Here is a 16013-nt window from a genome sequence, read left to right on the forward strand (position 1 = left end):
GACCGGTGGCCGAGGCGGCCGTCTCGGCCACCCGGGGATCACCGCCCGGCGGCCGGGATGTCCACCTCCCCGCGGTTGAGGACCCGCGGGTCGTAGTACCCGGCCTTGACCTCCTCGCCGGTGTTGTGGTCGACGAGGTAGTTCGTCCACACGCTCCAGTACGCCCACTCGGGCTGGGAGGCCATGGCCGAGGGGTTCGGCACCTTGCCGACCTCGGCGAGGGCGATCGGCTTGTCCCCGGCGATGTCCCGCACGGCCCGGTACCAGTCGTCCGTCGGGAAGTCGTGCCACCAGGCGTCCAGGGTGACGAGGTCGGCGTAGTCGTCACCGGGGTAGAAGTCCGCCGCCCGGGCGGCCTGCCCGTCGATGTCCTTGACGTTCCAGACCCAGACGATGTTGTCGAAGCCCTGGGACTCCAGGTAGTCGCGGGTGAGCCGGAAGAGCGCCGCGCTGCCGTTCTCTCCGGAGCGGCCGCCCCACCAGGCCCAGCCCTCGTTCATCTCGTGCAGCGGGCGGAAGAGGACCGGGATCCCGGCGTCCTTCAGCTGCTGGAAGTAGGGGACGAACTGGTCGAGCTTGCGCTTGTAGTCCTCGTTCAGCGGGGCGCCGTCGGTGAGGACCTCCGTCCACTCCTCGTCGCTGAGCCTGCTGCCCTTCACCGGGTCGGAGCCCCCCTCGAAGTCGCAGGTGGCCACATCGGGCCGGCAGGCGTGCATGGTCATCGCCGGGATCGATCCGGCGCTCCACACCTTCTTCGCCTGGTCGACGACCTTCTGGCGGTTGCCGATGTCGTTCTGGCTGAAGCCGAAGTCGCCGCCCCACATCCCCGGGTACTCACCCGTGATGTCATGGACCTTCTGCTCCCACTGAGCGGGGCTGTTGTTGGGCCCGTCCTGCTGCCCGGAGAGCATGTGCCGACCGGTCAACTCGCCCAGGTAGGACAGGAGTCGGGCCTTGCTCACCTCGCCGGGCGGCGCGGGCGGTGCGGCCGAGGCGCTTCCGCCACCGGCGGCGAGGCCACCTGAGGCGAGCAGCACCGCCGAGACCGCGGCGACCAGGACCCGGTTCCCGGACTCGGCGATACGGGGGCGGGTACGGGCGCGGGGACGGGGACGGGTGCGTACGGACATCTCGCTCCTCGGGGGGAAGGGGGGGATCGCCCGCTTCGGTGGGCGGACCGGGGCGTGACCGGTACGCCCACCGGGGGCAGGCGGGCCGGCGGTGTGGAGCCGTACAGGGCGCCCGGCGGAGACCGGAAGCGCGCCCGGGGGCGCGGAGTCGGCTCTCCGGAGAGCGCGGGCGGTGCGAGGCATGGACCGGTTCAGTGAGCAGGGCCCGCTGCCTCGCCCCGTGCCCTGATCGGGCTGATGCGACCCGGCGGTTCAGGGCGACTAGCCAGGAAGTTAAGGGTGCCCGGAAGCCCCGTCAATGGGCTGAACCCGAGTTTCCTCAACCGTGCCAGTGAGGGAGGGTTGCCGGGTTGCGGTGTGTCGGAGGCGGGCGCTCGTCTTCATCGACGGGCTGGAGACCTTCGGAGGATCGTCTTGAACTGCGCTTATGGCAAACGGAATTGATCCATCCGTCTATTCCGGCTCCTCCTGCGGGAGTGGATCGCCCCGGCCCGCCTCCGTTCTCGGTTCCTCTCTACTGAATCGGTCTATGGACACCTCATCCGGCCGCTGTTAGCTTGAGCCGCGTTCCGGGTGCGGTGGGGGAGCGGGCGGCGGACGCCCCGGTGCCCGTCGCCCCGCACCGCCGTGCCTTGCCGCCCTCCTCGCGGCCACGTGCGACCCCTCGGGCCGGTGGCCGGTCCCGCTCGCCCGATCCGACTCGTCCCCGGCCGCGCGCGGCCGCGGCGAAGGGAGCCCGCCCATGAAGGACGTCACCCCCCTGACCGACGGCTGGACCTTGCGGCACGAGTCCGCCGCGCTTCCGGCACGGGTCCCGGGATGCGTCCACACCGACCTGCTCGCCGCCGGGCTCATCCCGGACCCCTTCCTCGGCCGCGACGAGGAGGAGGTGGCCTGGGTGGGCCGCTCCGACTGGCGCTACGAACTCGCCCTCGGGCGGCCCCGCACCCGGCACGAGCGCACCGACCTGGTCTTCGAGGGCCTCGACACCGTCGCCGAGATCCGCCTCGGCGGCCGGCTCCTCGGCCGTACGCGCAATATGCACCGGAGCCACCGCTTCGACCTCACCGCGCACCTGGCCGCGGCCGGGGACACCGCCGGCGAGGGGGACCCCGCCCTCTCCGTGGAGTTCACCTCCGCCCAGACCGCGGCGGAGGCGGAGCGCGCACGGCTCGGGGACCGGCCGAGCGCCTACCCGGAGCCCTTCCCGTATCTGCGCAAGATGGCCTGCTCCTTCGGCTGGGACTGGGGGCCCACCTTGGTCACCGCCGGTATCTGGCGGCCCGTACGGCTGGAGCACTGGTCCACCGCGCGGCTGCGCCGGGTCCGCCCGGAGATCGGCGTCACCGGGATCGGCTCCGGCGAGCCCACCGGGCAGGTCACGGTCCACCTCGATGTGGAGAGGACCGGGGCCGCCCCGCTGAGCGCGGTCGTCCGCCTCGCGGGCCACAGCGTCCGGGCCGACGTCGACGGGGACAGCGCCCGCCTGGAGATCGAGGTGCCCGGGCCCGACCTCTGGTGGCCGCGCGGCCAGGGCGCCCAGCGCCTCTACCACCTGGATGTGACCCTGCACGACGCCGAGGGTCGCGCCCTGGACACCTGGTCGCGCCGGATCGGCTTCCGCACCGTCCGCCTGGACACCACCCCGGACACGTACGGCTCCGCCTTCACCCTCGTCGTCAACGGCCGCCCGCTGTTCGCCCGGGGCGTCAACTGGATCCCCGACGACGTCTTCCCCTCCCGGATCAGCCCGGAGCGCTACCGCACCCGGCTCCGGCAGGCCGCGGCGGCGGGCGTCGACCTGGTACGCGTATGGGGCGGCGGACTCTACGAGAGCGAGGACTTCTACCAGGCCTGCGACGAACTGGGCCTGATGGTCTGGCAGGACTTCCCCTTCGCCTGCGCCGCCTATCCGGAGGAGGAGCCGCTGCGCGGCGAGGTCGAGGCCGAGGCCCGGGAGAACGTGGTCCGGCTGATGCCGCACCCCTCCCTCGTCCTGTGGAACGGCAACAACGAGAACCTCTGGGGCTTCCGCGACTGGGGCTGGGAGGAGCAACTCGCCTCCCGCTCCTGGGGCGAGGGCTACTACCTCGGCCTGCTCGCCCGGGTGGTCGCCGAGCTCGACCCCACCCGCCCCTACTGGGCGGGCAGTCCCTGGTCCGGTTCCTGGGACCACCACCCCAACGATCCCGCCCACGGCACCACCCACTCCTGGGAGGTGTGGAACCGTACCGACTACACCGACTACCTCGACCAGGTGCCGCGCTTCGTGGCCGAGTTCGGCTGGCAGGCGCCGCCCGCCCTCGCCACCCTGCGGCGCGCCCTGCCCGGCGAGGAACTGGCCCCCGACTCGCCCGGCATGCTGCACCACCAGCGCGCCGAGGACGGCAACGGCAAGCTGCGCCGCGGACTCGACCGGCACTTCGCCGAGCCCGCGGACTTCGACCGCTGGCACTACCTCACCCAGCTCAACCAGGCGCGGGCCGTCGCCACCGGCATCGAGCACTGGCGCGCCCACTGGCCGCGCTGCGCCGGCACCGTCGTCTGGCAGCTCAACGACTGCTGGCCGGTGACCTCCTGGTCCGCCGTCGACGGCGACGGCCGCCTCAAGCCGCTCCACCACGAGCTGCGCCGCCTGTACGCGGACCGGCTGCTCACCCTGCAGAACGGGCCGCGGGGCCTGGAACTGTGCGCCGTCAACCAGTCGCGGGGGGCCTGGCACACCCCGGTACGGCTGCGGCGCCTGGCCGCGGACGGGACCGTACTCGCCGAGTCCGCCCTGGAGTGCGCGGCGGAACCGGACAGCGTGGCCCGGCTCGCGGTCCCGGCCCCGCTGCTGCCCGCCGCGGACTCGGCCGAGGAGTTCCTGGTCGCCGACGCCGAGGGCGAGCCCGGGCTGCGCGCCCTCCACTTCCCCGTACGGGACAGGGAGTTCGCCTATCCCGTACCGGAGTACGACCTGGAGATCCTCCGGGACGGCACCGGCGGGGGAGATAGGATCACGCTCGTGGTGACCGCGAAGACCCTGCTGAGAGACCTGCTGCTGCAGAGCGACCGGCTCCACCCCGAGGCCGTGACCGACACCGGACGGCTGACCCTGCTGCCCGGTGAGAGCGCCACCCTCACGGTCCGCGGCTGGCGGCCCTCCGGCGAGGCGGCGGCCCAGGCGCGGGCGGCGCTGTTCAGCGTGGGCCAGGCGTGAGCGGCGAACCCCGGGTCACCATCCGGGATGTCGCCTCCCGCGCGGGCGTCTCCCGCGCGGCGGTCTCCCTGGCCTTCAACAACAAGCCCGGCGTCTCCGAGTCGACCCGCGCCCGCATCCTGGACGTGGCGCGCTCCATGGGCTGGGAGCCCAACCGCTCGGCTCAGGCCATGAAGCGCTCCGGCACCGGGACCGTCGGCCTCGCCATCTGCCGCCCGGCGCGCCAACTCGGCCTGGAACCCTTCTACATGGAGTTCATCTCCGGTCTCGAGAGCGTGCTGAGCGAGCACTCCAGCGCGCTGCTGCTGCGCCTGGTGCGGGATGTCGGCGAGGAGATCGAGCTCCAGCGCCACTGGTGGCGCTCGGGCCAGATCGCGGGCTCCGTCCTGGTGGACTTCCGGGAGGACGACCCGCGGGTGCCCGAACTCTCCCGGCTCGGGCTGCCCGCGGTCGCCGTCGCCCACCCGTCCCTCGCCGGGCCCTTCACCGCGATGTGGACCGACGACGGAAGCGCGGTCGCCGAGGCCGTGCGGTATCTGGCCGCACTCGGGCACACCGCCATCGCCCGCGTCGGGGGAGCGGCGGGCCTCGGGCACAGCGCCATCCGCACCGCGGCCTTCACCCGCACCCTGCGCGAACTCGGCCTGGACGCCGACCTCCAGCTCGCGACCGACTTCTCCGGCGAGCACGGCGCCCGCGCCACCCGGGTGCTGCTCTCCCGCGCCTCCCGGCCCACCGCGATCATGTACGACAACGACCTGATGGCGGTCGCCGGTCTCTCGGTGGCCAGCGAGATGGGACTGCGCGTCCCCCAGGACCTCTCCCTCCTCGCCTGGGACGACTCGCAGCTGTGCACGCTGACCCATCCCACCCTCTCCGCCATGAGCCACGATGTGCACACCTTCGGCGCGGATGTGGCCCGAAGCCTGTTCGCCCTGCTGGCGGGTGACGACGGCGTCTCCCGCCCGGTGCAGACACCGGTGCTCACCCCGCGCGGCTCCACCGGCCCCTCACCGCGGCGCACCGCCTGAGGTCCGCGCCTCTTTACTTTCCTTTACTCAAATTGTTCAGAACATGGACAGCCGCCTAGGCGCGGAGCAGAGTATGCGCAGTCGTCCAGCAGCGGGCGAGGTGCGCGACCGAGCGGGACAACGTTGTCTACGTCAACTCGGCGCCTACTCCGTGGACTTGGTCTCGCCGCCGCCCCGGTCCGGACTCCCTCGCCACCGCTCTCCCCTTCCCTCCTTACCTCTCCCCCTGGAGCGACCATGACCGCAAGGCCCCCGTCCCGCCGCCCCGCCTCCTTCGGGCGGCTCCTTGCCACCCCCGTCCTGGCCACCGGAATGCTCGGGCTGCTCGCCTGGCAGGCGGCGCCCGCGAGCTCCGACCCGGCCTCCGGGGACCGCAGTTGTGTGCGCTCGGTCCCGGCCGGGGACACCACCGTCGATGTCCCCTTCGAGGGGCGCGCCTACGGTGTCGCCGTGCACGTGCCCGACTCCGGCGGGGAGCAGCGGCCGCTCGTGGTCAATCTGCACGGCAGCCAGTCGAAGGGCACCTGGCAGCTCGACTACACCGGGATGAGGGCCGCCTCCGACGCCCACGGTTTCCTGCTCGCCGCTCCCGACGGGGTGATCCCGGCGGGCGACGGCTACGCCTGGAACGTCCCCGGCGTGACCGAGGGCGCACCCCGTGACGACATCCGCTTCCTCGACCAGGCCGTCGACACGCTCTCCGGCGCGCTGTGCGCCGACCCCGCCCGGATCTACTTCACCGGCTACTCGGGCGGCGGCCGGATGGCCTCGGCCCTGGCCTGCGAACGCTCCGAGAAGATCGCCGCCGTCGCGCCGGTCGCCGGGCTCCGCGCCGGCAGGCCCGACCCCGCGGACGACTCCCGCCCCGACCCCGCCTCCTGCGCCCCCGCCCGTGCCGTCCCGGTCATCGCCTTCCACGGCGAACAGGACGGCTCCAACCCGTACTTCGGCGGCGGCACCGGCACCTGGCGCTACTCGGTGCCCGCCGCCCAGGAGCGCTGGGCCGAGCTGAACGGCTGCACCGGCGAGCCCGCCACCGAGCAGCTCACCGCGCACGTACGCCGTGTCTCCGCCACCGAGGGCTGCCGCGACGGGGCCGAGGTCCTGCTGCACGACATCGCCGACGGCGGCCACACCTGGCCGGGCGCCCCGCAGGACAAGCCGGAGAACGGCCACACCAACCGCGAGATCGACGCCGACGAGCTGATGTGGAGCTTCTTCGAGAAGCACCCGCTGCCCGGAGCCTGAGTCCCACCCTGCTCCCGGCCCTGCCCCTGCCCCGCACCGCCCTCCCGTATCGCGTAGGAGAAAAATCCCCGACGACCCCCGCAACTCCCCCCTCCGCACCATCCGGCAAGGGTCCTGAACACCACCCCACGAAGTGAGAAGGTCTCATGAAGGTCGCACTCTCCTCCCGCAAGATCCCCGCCGTACTCGCCGCCCTCGCGCTCTCGGGCGGTGCCTGGCTCACCACCACCGCTCCGGGGTCCGCCGCGCCCGCCGGTCCGCCGGTCTCCCCGGCCGGGGCGGCGGCCACCCCCGAGGACGTGGTCGGCTACCTCCAGCAGATCAGCGGACAGCAGGTGGTCAGCGGCGTCCACAACAAGGAGCCGCTCGGTTCGCCGACGCAGTACACCGACAAGGCGGAGTCGATCACCGGCAAGCGGGCCGGACTCTGGGGCGGTGAGGTCGGCTTCACCGCCTCGGACGTCGCCGACCGCCAGCGCATCGTCGACCAGGCGAAGACCGAGTGGGACAAGGGCTCCCTGGTCAGCTGGACCTGGCACATGTGCCCGCCCACCAAGGCCGAGGACTGCGCCTTCGACGGCGACATCAACGGCTACCGGCTGGACGACGGCCAGTGGGCGGACCTGGTCGACGACGGCGGTGGGCTCAACACCGTCTTCAAGGAGCGCCTCGACGGACTGGTGCCCTACCTCCAGCAGCTCAAGGACGCCGGCATCCCGCTGCTCTTCCGCCCCCAGCACGAGATGAACGAGGGCTGGGCCTGGTGGGGCGGCCGGGGCGGCGAGAACGGCAGCCGCAAGCTGTTCCGGATCACCCACGACTACCTGGAGTCCAAGGGGCTCGACAACATCGTCTGGGTGTGGAACGTCAAGGACCCGCAGGGCCAGGCCGGTTCGGTCGGTGACTACTACCCCGGCGACGACTATGTGGACGTCGTCTCCCTCGACCCCTGGAACAGCTCCTGGCCGACCGACGACTGGTACCAGGCGATGAAGAACGTGGCCCCGGGCAAGCCGCTCTCGCTGGCCGAGGTCGGCAGGATCCCGAGCCCCGGTCAGCTCGCCTCCCAGCCGGAGTGGACCTGGTTCATGGTCTGGGCCGAGTACCTGGACCAGAACTCCGGTGAGGAACTGCGCACCACCTTCAACGACGGCCGCACCCTCAACCAGGGCGGGCTCCAGCTGCCCGGCCTCGGTGTCCGCACCACCGCCGGGAAGTCCGGGGAGTAGCCGAGCAACGGCGAGCGGTGGCCAACTCCCGCGGCGGCGGCCCCGGTTCCGGCCGGGCCCGCTGCCCTGGGACGCCGCGCCGCCGATGCGGACCGCCGCCGGTTCAGACGCGGTAGCGGCGCAGCGCGGGCATCGCCGCGGCGAGGACCAGCGTCAGCAGGACGACCAGGACGCCGCCGCCCGCGACCGCCGTACGGGGGCCGAAGGCGGAACCCGCGGTGCCGTGCAGCACATCCGCGAGCCGGGGGCCGCCGGCCACCACGACCGTGAAGACGCCCTGCATCCGGCCGCGCATCTCGTCGGTGGCCGCGGACAGCAGGATCGCCCCGCGGAAGACCATCGAGACCATGTCGGCGACCCCGGCCAGGGCGAGGAAGGCCACCGCCGGCCACAGACTGCCGCTCAGCCCGAAGCCGGTGACGGCCAGGCCCCAGGCGACCACCGAGCCGATCACCATCCAGCCGTGCCGCCGGGCCCGGGAGAACGTCCCGGAGAACAGCCCGCCGAGGACCGCGCCGATGGGTATCGCCGCGAACAGCAGCCCCAGCGCGAGGCCTTCGCCGTAGGGGGCGTAGGTCTCGGCGGCGAGCTGCGGGAACAGGGCCCGGGGCATGCCGAGGACCATGGCGACGATGTCGGCGAGGAAGGAGAGCAGCAGCACGGCGTGCCCGGAGATGTACCGGAAACCGGCGGCTATCTCGCGCAGGCCCGCGCGCCGCTTGCTCGCCCCGAGCGGTGGCAGGGCGGGCAGCCGGTGGACCGCCCAGACCGTGGCGCACAGGGCCAGGGCGTCCAGGAGGTACAGCTCGGGCAGGCCGACGACGGGTATCAGCACCCCGGCGAGCAGCGGTCCGATGACCTGGCCGGTCTGCATGACCGTGGAGCCCAGCGCGTTGGCGGCGGGCAGCTCGTCCTCGGGGACGAGCCGGGCGATGGAGGCGCTGCGGGCGGGGGCGTTGAGCCCCCAGAAGGCCTGCTGCACCGCGAGCAGCAGCATCAGCACACTCACCGAACCGAGGCCGGTGACGGCCTGGATCCAGAAGAGCAGCGAGGTCACCGCGATACCGGTGTTGGTGATCAGCAGCAGCGTACGGCGGTCCATGCTGTCGGCGATCGCCCCGCCCCACAGCGCGAAGACGATCAGCGGCAGCAGCCCGGCCATGCTCGCGGCGCCGACCCAGGCGGAGGAGCCGGTGATGTCGTAGATCTGCTTGGGCACGGCGACCGCGGTGAGCTGGCTGCCGACCGCGGTGACGATGGTGGAGGCCCACAGCCGCCGGTACGCGGGGCGCCGCAGGGGCCGGGTGTCCATGGCCCAGCGGCGCCAGCCCCGCCCTGGGGGAGCCGCGGGCGCGGGCTGCTCCGACTGCGGCTCGGCGCTGTTCTTGCTGGTGTCCACGACCGTCCCGGTGGGTGCGCTCCTCTTTCTGACCGGGGTTCACTATGGCAGCAGGCACTGACAGGGCCTTCGGCGCCTCAGTCCGCGGGGGTGCCGATCAGCAGGCGGGTGAGGTGGCGGGTGCCGGCCTCCTGGATGCCGGGGCTGCGGTAGAGGCCGGTCTTGAGGTAGCTCGACAGGCCCGGATAGAGGGTGCCGGCGCCTTCCGGGAAGACGCCCGAGAGGGTCTGCTCGCCGTTGTACCAGGCGTCGATGGCCGATTTCGCCGGGTCCTCGGAGAAGGTGATCCGGACCGCGATGTCCACCGGCTGCCCGGTGACGGCGGGACCGATCTCGTGGTGCCAGCCCCCGCTGTCGCCGTCCAGGAGGTACTGGCCGCCCCCGATCTTGATCTCGCAGGGAGGCGAGCCGGTGCCCTCGTTCTTGAACTGGAGGACCACCTGCCAGTCGTCCGTGTCCACCGGGAAGCCCTCCTCCAGGAAGTCGGTGAACCGTACGACGAGGGTCTGCCCCTCGGTGATCTGCTGGGCCGCGTCGGGCTGCGACTCGTTGCGCTGCTGACCGCCCTCCAGACGGAAGCGGCCGCTGCTGCCCTCCCCGGTGGGGGAGTCGACCACGGCCGGCCGCGCCACCTCGCCCTGGGGCTCGTCGTTCCAGGGGGTGTCCAGCCAGCCCTCCCAGCCGTTCGAGAAGTCGGTCGACCACTGGACGTCGAAGGGCGGCACCTCGTCCAACGGCGCCGCCCGCCCCGGATCCCGCGCACCCGCGACGGCGACCTCGCCCCCGAGCGCCGCCGCGGGCACGGCGAGCGCGGAGAGCAGCGAGTACCGCAGGATCCGGCGGCGTGAGAAGGACTGAGGGTGCGTCATCTCTCTCCCTTCGGTCGTGCCCGGCCCGGGCGCTCCGGGCCGGTTCGTCTGGCACTTGCGCGACGCCACCGGGTCCCGCCGGGTGGGGACCCGTACGTGGCGTTCTTCTCCGGGGTCCGGGGCGGGCGCCCGCGATCGAGTCGGCGGGCGCCCGCCCCGGAGTCCCGGCTACTTCAGGCTCAGCGCCTCGTACCGCGCCGCCGACCAGGCCGGGGCGCCCTCGGCCGGGGTCAGGGTGACCTCGACGCTGTCCTTGCCCGCGGTGACCGAGGCGGGCAGCTGGTAGACGTCCTCCAGCCAGCGGCGTTCGCCGTTGCCGAGCGGCTGCGACCAGTCCGCGAGGCGTACGCCGTCCACGCTGACCGCGACCCGCTGCCCCGCCTCCCTCTGGTCCGCGAGGCGCCGCAGGCGGACCCCGTCGTTCCCGGAGTCGACGGCCAGCGAGAAGGTGACGGCCGCCCTGGCCGCCCGGGTGTCGGCCGTCAGCCGCGGGGCGCCCGTCCGGTCGCCCTCGAAGCGGGAGTCGAGCGGGGTCACCGCGCCCGGGTCCGCCGAGGTGTAGCCGTGCTGCCGCTCGCTCTGCTCGTCGCCCAGGACGAGGGTGTCGGTGGTTTCGGCGCCCTTCCCGGCCCGGCCGTACCAGTAGGCGGTGGAGGAGTAGTCGGCCTGCTGGTCGTTGGTGGGCCCGTGCTCGATGCCGAAGTCGAGCCCCGTGGTGAAGGGCACCGCGTCGGCGATAAGCAGCCGGTAGGCGCCGGTGCAGTCGCGCTCGGCCGGGCAGCCGGTGGCCGGGGTGAGATGGGCCGGGTTGCCGTTGAACGGGGCGGAGTAGGCACCGCGGTTGAAGTACCAGCCGCTCTGGTAGAAGTCCTCGCTGCCGGTGCCGTGGATCTCCGGGGTGCGGGAGCCGTCGGCGTAGGAACGCTCGTCCCCTTCGAGGAAGTTGCGGTTCAGGGCGCCGGTCATGGTGTGGCTGACGCCGGTGAACTTGCCCTCGCCCTCGGCGCCGAGGAAGGACCAGTCCTTGCCGGGGGTGGTCGGCCCGGCGTGCGAGGAGGTGCGGAAGTGGCCCTCGGTTCCGGCCGCGATCGCCGCCGCGTGCTCCTTCGAGGGGGCGGCGGTGATCTCGGCGGTGCCCTCGGTCACCGCGGTGTCGCTGCCGTTGTAGAGCTGGACCTCGGCGTTCTCCGCGTACGGCATCGCCCACCAGGAGCTGAAGGCGGAGCGGGGCGCGTCGATGCCGGACATCAGGGAGTCGACCGGGGCGACCGCGTGGCCGGAGCCGAAGAACTCGCCGAGCGGGGAGTCCACGGTCCGCTCCCCGTCGAAGCTGATCCGCAGCCGCAGGCCCGTGAGCAGCTTGCGGGCCGCGGCGAGCTTCGCGCGCTGCGCCTCGTCGAGGGCGTGGTCGTAGGTGCGCACGCCCTCCCAGGTCTGGCCGGTGATCCGGTAGCCGTGGGCGGACTCGTCCGCCGGGTCGCCGACGTCGACGGTGTCGCTGAGCCGGTGGCCGCCGCCCACGGCGCTCTCGGCGCGGTAGCGGAACTCGTTGACGTCGAGGTCGGAGGAGACGAAGGCGTTCTCCACCGTGATCCGGGACTTGCCCGCGGTGAGGGCGGCGGGCAGGTCGAGCGACTGCTCGGCCCACAGCCCGGCGCCCTGCGCCCCGCTCGGGCCCCACTGCCCGGCGGGCTGCCCGTCCACGGTGACCGAGGCGGTCTGCCGGCCGATCATCGGGTCGTAGCGGCGGCTCAGCCGGACGCCCTGGTTCGCCGGGTCGACCTTGACGGTGAAGGTGCTGGAGCCGTCCTTGCCGAAGGCCCGGCCCTCGTCGGTCTCCGATCCCGCCTGCACGTACGGGGCCTGAGGGAGCGTCAGCTTCAGCGCGGAGAGCAGTCCGGGGGTGTCCGAGGCGGCCAGTGTCTGGCTGGCGCCGGGGGCGAGGTCCAGTTGCGAGCTGGTGGTCTTCGCGCCGGGCTGGGCGGGCTTGGGATCCGCGCTGCCCGCGGCCTTCAGCGTGTCGACGACGTCCTGAGCCGGGTCGGCGGGGTCGAAGGTCGTGATGCCCTCGGCGTCGTCGAAGGTGCGGTACGAGACATGGTGGAAGAGCGGGTTGTGCTCGGTGGTGATCCGCATGGACTCGCGGAAGGGCATCGGCACTTCGATGTAGACGCCGCCGGAGGTCTGGTCGGCGTCGGCCACGAGCGGGTGGACGAAGGGGGCGCCGAGCTTGCCGTCGACCACGTCCTGCAGCGGGGCGTCGACGACCTCCTCGCCGTCCAGCTCGATCGTGATCCGCCCGGTCCTGCGCACATCACCCTCGTCGCGGGTGAACCAGATGGCGCCGACCTCGCCCGCGCCGGAGCGCTCGGCGATCACACAGCCCGCCGCGCTCTGACGGAGGCAGGCGTAGCGGCCGTCGAAGCCGTCCTCGTTGCCGCCGGTGCGGTCGAAGCTGGAGAACTGGGCGGTACGCGCACCGCCGCTCAGCTCGGGCATCCGGTCCAGGCGGCGGTAGGTGTCCCAGCCGACCGGTCCCTTGTCCGCCGCCTTCGGTGCCGACCCGCTCCCGGCGGCCTCGGCGCCCGGCACCTGCGCGGCGCCGAGGAACAGCGCGGCCGCCAGGGCCGAGGCCGCCGCTGTGCCCAACCTGCCTCTTCGACGCATCACGCGTCCCTCCCTCAACCCTCTTCTGATATCGATTTCAGGCAAGTTAGGGCCGACTGGCATGCGCGTCAATGGGTTCCACCAAGGCGACTGAGGGCAATCAGGTCGGACAACGGGGGCCGTCGTGTAATCGTTTTCGACGCGACGCGGGCGGACAATCCACGCAGTCGCGCCGAAGCCCCAGGCCCGCGCGGTGCCCGCGACCCGCCCCGGCCGTGTCACCGGCCCACCGGAGCCGGATGCCGTTACCTTCTCCGTGGCCGGAAGCAGCGCACCGGCCCGCGCCGCCCACCGGGACCCTGCTGAGGAGTTCGTCCGTGGACCACTGGCTCTCCGAACGCCGCCGGGCGGCGGTCGGCGGTCTCCTCGCGGCCGGTGCGGCGGCGCTCCTCCTCGTCCTCGACGACGGGACGACGCAGCTCTCGGCGGCCGACGTCGGCGTCCTGGTGACCTTCACCTATCTCGTCGGCTATCTCGCCCTCACCCTGGCCGCGTTCCTGGGCGCCTCCCCGGCCCGGATCCGCGCCTGGGCCCACCGTACGAAGCGGGGCACCACGCTCCAGCGCTACCTCCTCGGCACGGCGCCCGGGCCAGGGGTGTCGCTCTTCATCGCGGAGGCCGCCCTGGTAGCCGCGGTGCTGTGGCTCCCCGGTCACCTCGGCTCCGCACTCCCGGCGCCGCCCCGCGCGGTGCTCGCACTGGCCCTGGTCGCCGTCGCCTGGGTCTGCGTGGCGGTCTCCTTCGCGGTCGCCTTCCACGCCGACAACCTCATGGCGGGGGAGCGGGCGCTCGACTTCCCCGGCGAGGGCCCCGCGGTCTGGGCCGACTAAGTCTACTTCGCCCTGTCGGTGATGACGACCTTCGGTACCACCGACGTGACCGTGACCACCCGCGAGATGCGGCGCACCGTGGCGGCCAACGCCGTCATCGCCTTCGTCTTCAACACCGTGACGGTGGCGAGCCTGGTGTCCGCGTTGGGCGGGGCGTAGCCGTCGGACGAAGGAACACCGGGCCGGGTGGCCCGCCCCTCACCCCGTCATCCGCGCCCCCACCTCCTCGGCGCGGGAATTCAAGTCCGGTACGTGGGCGTGGAGTTGCTCCGGGCCGAATCCGGTCGAGGCGGGGCGGGAAGGGGCAGCGAGGGGAACGGCTCGTGCTGCCCCTCCCCACCGCCGAGCGTCCCCCGCCCCGTCAGCTCGCCGAGGCGCAGGCCGTGCCGCCCACCGGTTCGGCGGAGAAGCGCTGCCACGGTGCCCAGCCGCTCGACGGGGCGGTCTGGGTACGGCTGGAGAGCCCGGCGCCCTCCGGTTCCATGGCGAGGACGGTGATCCGGCCGTCCGCCTCGGTCACCGGGGTCGGGGCGCACTGCGCGGGTCCGCCGAACGTCTCCCAGGTGCTCCAGCCGCCCGAGGGCGTGGTCTGCCAGCGGTGCGACAGGTAGTCGTTGCCGGGGCCGACCGCGAAGACCTCCAATCGGCCGTCCGCGTTGCGGGTCACGGCGGGGGCGCCACCGGCGAAGGTGCCGAAGCCGGACCACGCGCTCCAGTCGCCGCCGGGGGAGGTCTGGTGCCGGTTGGCGATCTTGTCGCCGTAGGGGCCGAGCAGGAAGACCTCCAGTCGGCCGTCGGCGTTCGCGGCCACCACCGGGCGCCCGCTGGCCGGGCCGCCGAACTCCCGCCAGTCGCCCCAACTGCCGCCCGGCGTGCTCTGGTTCCGGTGGGAGACGCGGGCGCCACCGCGCTCGACGAAGAACACGTGCAGCCGCCCCGCGGCGTCGGCCGCCGCCGCGGGCGGGCTCGCCGCAGGGCCGCCGAAGCGCTCCTCCGGGCCCCAGTCGCCGCCCGGGGAGAGCTGCCTGCGGTGGGTCAACTGGGCGCCGCCGGGGGCGATTCCGAACATCTCCAGCCGGCCGTCCGCCGCCTTCACGACCGTCGGCGCGGCGCCCGCACGTCCGCCGAGGGCGCGCCAGGGGCCCCAGTCGCCGCCGGGGGAGGTGCGGCGGTGGAGCAGGGTGCCGTCGTCCTCGACGGCGAAGAGTTCGAGGGTGCCGTCCGCGTTCCGCGCGGCGGTGGGCACCGTGGCGAGGGTGTCCCCGAACTTCTCCCAGGGTCCCCAGCCGCCGTTCGGGGTGGTCTGGACGCGGCGGCGCAGACCCGGTCCTTCGGCTTCACGGGCGAAGACCTGCAGCCGCCCGTCGGCGCCCCGTACGGAGGACGGGTTCTGCGGGCCCTGCCAGAGCGGGGGAGTGGAGCGCCAGTGCAGCGGGGCGAGATGGAGGCCGTCCTGGAACCAGCCGCTGTGGGTGGCCCACCAGTCCTCGCCGTCCTGGACGATCTCGGGGGCGTGCGCGGGCAGATGGCCCGCGTACCCGTCGAGGGCGAAGCGGGTGGGGTCCTTGCTGCGGAAGACGTCGGTGCCCACATAGCCGTCGCCGCGCGGGCCGGTGAACAGATACCACCAGTCGCCGCGGTGCACCACGAACGGCGACTCGGTCACCGGGGCGGAGTTCTCCTTCGCGGTGGTGTCCGTGAAGGCGGTCTCCCGCTCGCTCCAGTGCACCAGGTCCTCACTGGTGCGGTACGCCACGATGTGGCTGCCGCCCTCGGGGGTCGCGGTGGCCGTGTAGTACATCACCCAGTGGTCGCCGACGCGGGTGACGAAGGGGTCGCGGGCCACCCAGCCGTCGCGGAAGAGCGGGCCGGAGGGGATCCGGGTCCAGTGCGAGAGGTCCTTGGAGGTGGCGAGGTTGATGGTGGCGTCCCGGTCCCCGCCGCCGCCCGAGTAGAACATGTAGTACGTGCCCTCGTGCTCGATCACATGCGGGGCCCAGAGGTGGTCCTCGCCGTAGTCGGGGTCGACGGTGAGCACCGGCTCCCGGGTGGTCCACGGGCCCTTCAGGCTCGGCGCGGTCGCATGGGCGAAGGTGTCCTCGCCGCTGGAGTCGGGTGCCTGCCCCGGCGGTGCCTCCTCGCCGGTGATGCCGTACATGTGCCAGGTCCCGTCGGGGCCCTTGATCACCGCGTGGTCGTTGAGGTAGCGGGAGGGGGTCTCGCCGGAGGTGTCGTAGACCTTCCGGACCGGCCCCGCGCCCACCCAGGTGAGGTCATCCCGCGCGTCGGCGGAGCGCGTACCCCCTGCGTCGGCGGGGCCCGCCCCGAGGGCGAGCGACAGGGTGAGCAGGGCCAGCCCGGCGACCGCGGCGCGCTTCACTCGCATGTTCTCCTCCGCCATCCACCCG

Annotated in this window: 9 protein-coding genes and 1 pseudogene; 5 read left to right on the forward strand and 5 right to left on the reverse strand. The window is 73.1% G+C overall.

All coding sequences use genetic code 11. The features are described 5' to 3' along the window. Window positions 1-38: 38 nt before the first annotated feature. Complete coding sequence (locus HFV08_RS13075) at window positions 39-1130, reverse strand: glycoside hydrolase family 26 protein (RefSeq protein WP_246341692.1); 1092 nt, start codon at window positions 1128-1130, stop codon at window positions 39-41. Window positions 1131-1872: 742 nt separating this feature from the next. On the opposite strand from HFV08_RS13075, the gene HFV08_RS13080 reads away from it, so the two are divergent. The 4 genes from HFV08_RS13080 (at window position 1873) to HFV08_RS13095 (ending at window position 7840) form a co-directional block, all read left to right on the forward strand. Beyond that, a complete protein-coding gene (locus HFV08_RS13080; RefSeq protein WP_168539046.1) occupies window positions 1873-4332 on the forward strand; it encodes a glycoside hydrolase family 2 protein in 2460 nt (819 codons plus the stop codon). Beyond that, the gene (locus HFV08_RS13085) at window positions 4329-5363 is read left to right on the forward strand and encodes a LacI family DNA-binding transcriptional regulator (RefSeq protein WP_168539048.1); all 1035 of its coding nucleotides are present in this window, start codon (window positions 4329-4331) and stop codon (window positions 5361-5363) included. The genes HFV08_RS13080 and HFV08_RS13085 overlap by 4 nt, the downstream gene beginning before the upstream one ends. Window positions 5364-5600: 237 nt before the next feature. Further along, complete coding sequence (locus tag HFV08_RS13090) at window positions 5601-6611, forward strand: CE1 family esterase (RefSeq protein WP_168539050.1); 1011 nt, start codon at window positions 5601-5603, stop codon at window positions 6609-6611. 146 nt (window positions 6612-6757) lie between these two features. Then, window positions 6758-7840 (forward strand): glycoside hydrolase family 26 protein, encoded by a 1083-nt coding sequence (locus tag HFV08_RS13095; RefSeq protein ID WP_168539052.1) that lies wholly within the window; start codon window positions 6758-6760, stop codon window positions 7838-7840. A 103-nt stretch (window positions 7841-7943) separates the two neighbouring features. On the opposite strand, the gene HFV08_RS13100 is transcribed toward HFV08_RS13095, so the two are convergent. The 3 genes from HFV08_RS13100 to HFV08_RS13110 form a co-directional block, all read right to left on the reverse strand. Then, window positions 7944-9239 (reverse strand): MFS transporter, encoded by a 1296-nt coding sequence (locus HFV08_RS13100; RefSeq protein WP_168539054.1) that lies wholly within the window; start codon window positions 9237-9239, stop codon window positions 7944-7946. 77 nt (window positions 9240-9316) lie between these two features. Next, window positions 9317-10108: a heparin lyase I family protein gene (locus tag HFV08_RS13105; protein ID WP_168539056.1), complete on the reverse strand. Its 792-nt coding sequence runs from the start codon at window positions 10106-10108 to the stop codon at window positions 9317-9319. A gap of 168 nt (window positions 10109-10276) precedes the next feature. Beyond that, window positions 10277-12757 carry a glycoside hydrolase family 172 protein gene (locus HFV08_RS13110; protein ID WP_246341693.1) on the reverse strand — a complete coding sequence of 827 codons (2481 nt, stop codon included), beginning with the start codon at window positions 12755-12757 and terminating at the stop codon, window positions 10277-10279. Between the two features lie 335 nt (window positions 12758-13092). On the opposite strand from HFV08_RS13110, the pseudogene HFV08_RS13115 reads away from it, so the two are divergent. Next, window positions 13093-13764, forward strand: a pseudogene (locus tag HFV08_RS13115) (DUF1345 domain-containing protein). Window positions 13765-13966: 202 nt separating this feature from the next. On the opposite strand, the gene HFV08_RS31145 reads toward HFV08_RS13115, so the two are convergent. Next, window positions 13967-15991, reverse strand: a complete 2025-nt coding sequence (locus HFV08_RS31145) for a DUF8189 domain-containing protein (RefSeq protein ID WP_210430209.1) — start codon at window positions 15989-15991, stop codon at window positions 13967-13969. Window positions 15992-16013 lie beyond the last annotated feature (22 nt).

The organism is Streptomyces physcomitrii (genome assembly GCF_012273655.1).
Classification (GTDB): domain Bacteria; phylum Actinomycetota; class Actinomycetes; order Streptomycetales; family Streptomycetaceae; genus Streptomyces; species Streptomyces physcomitrii.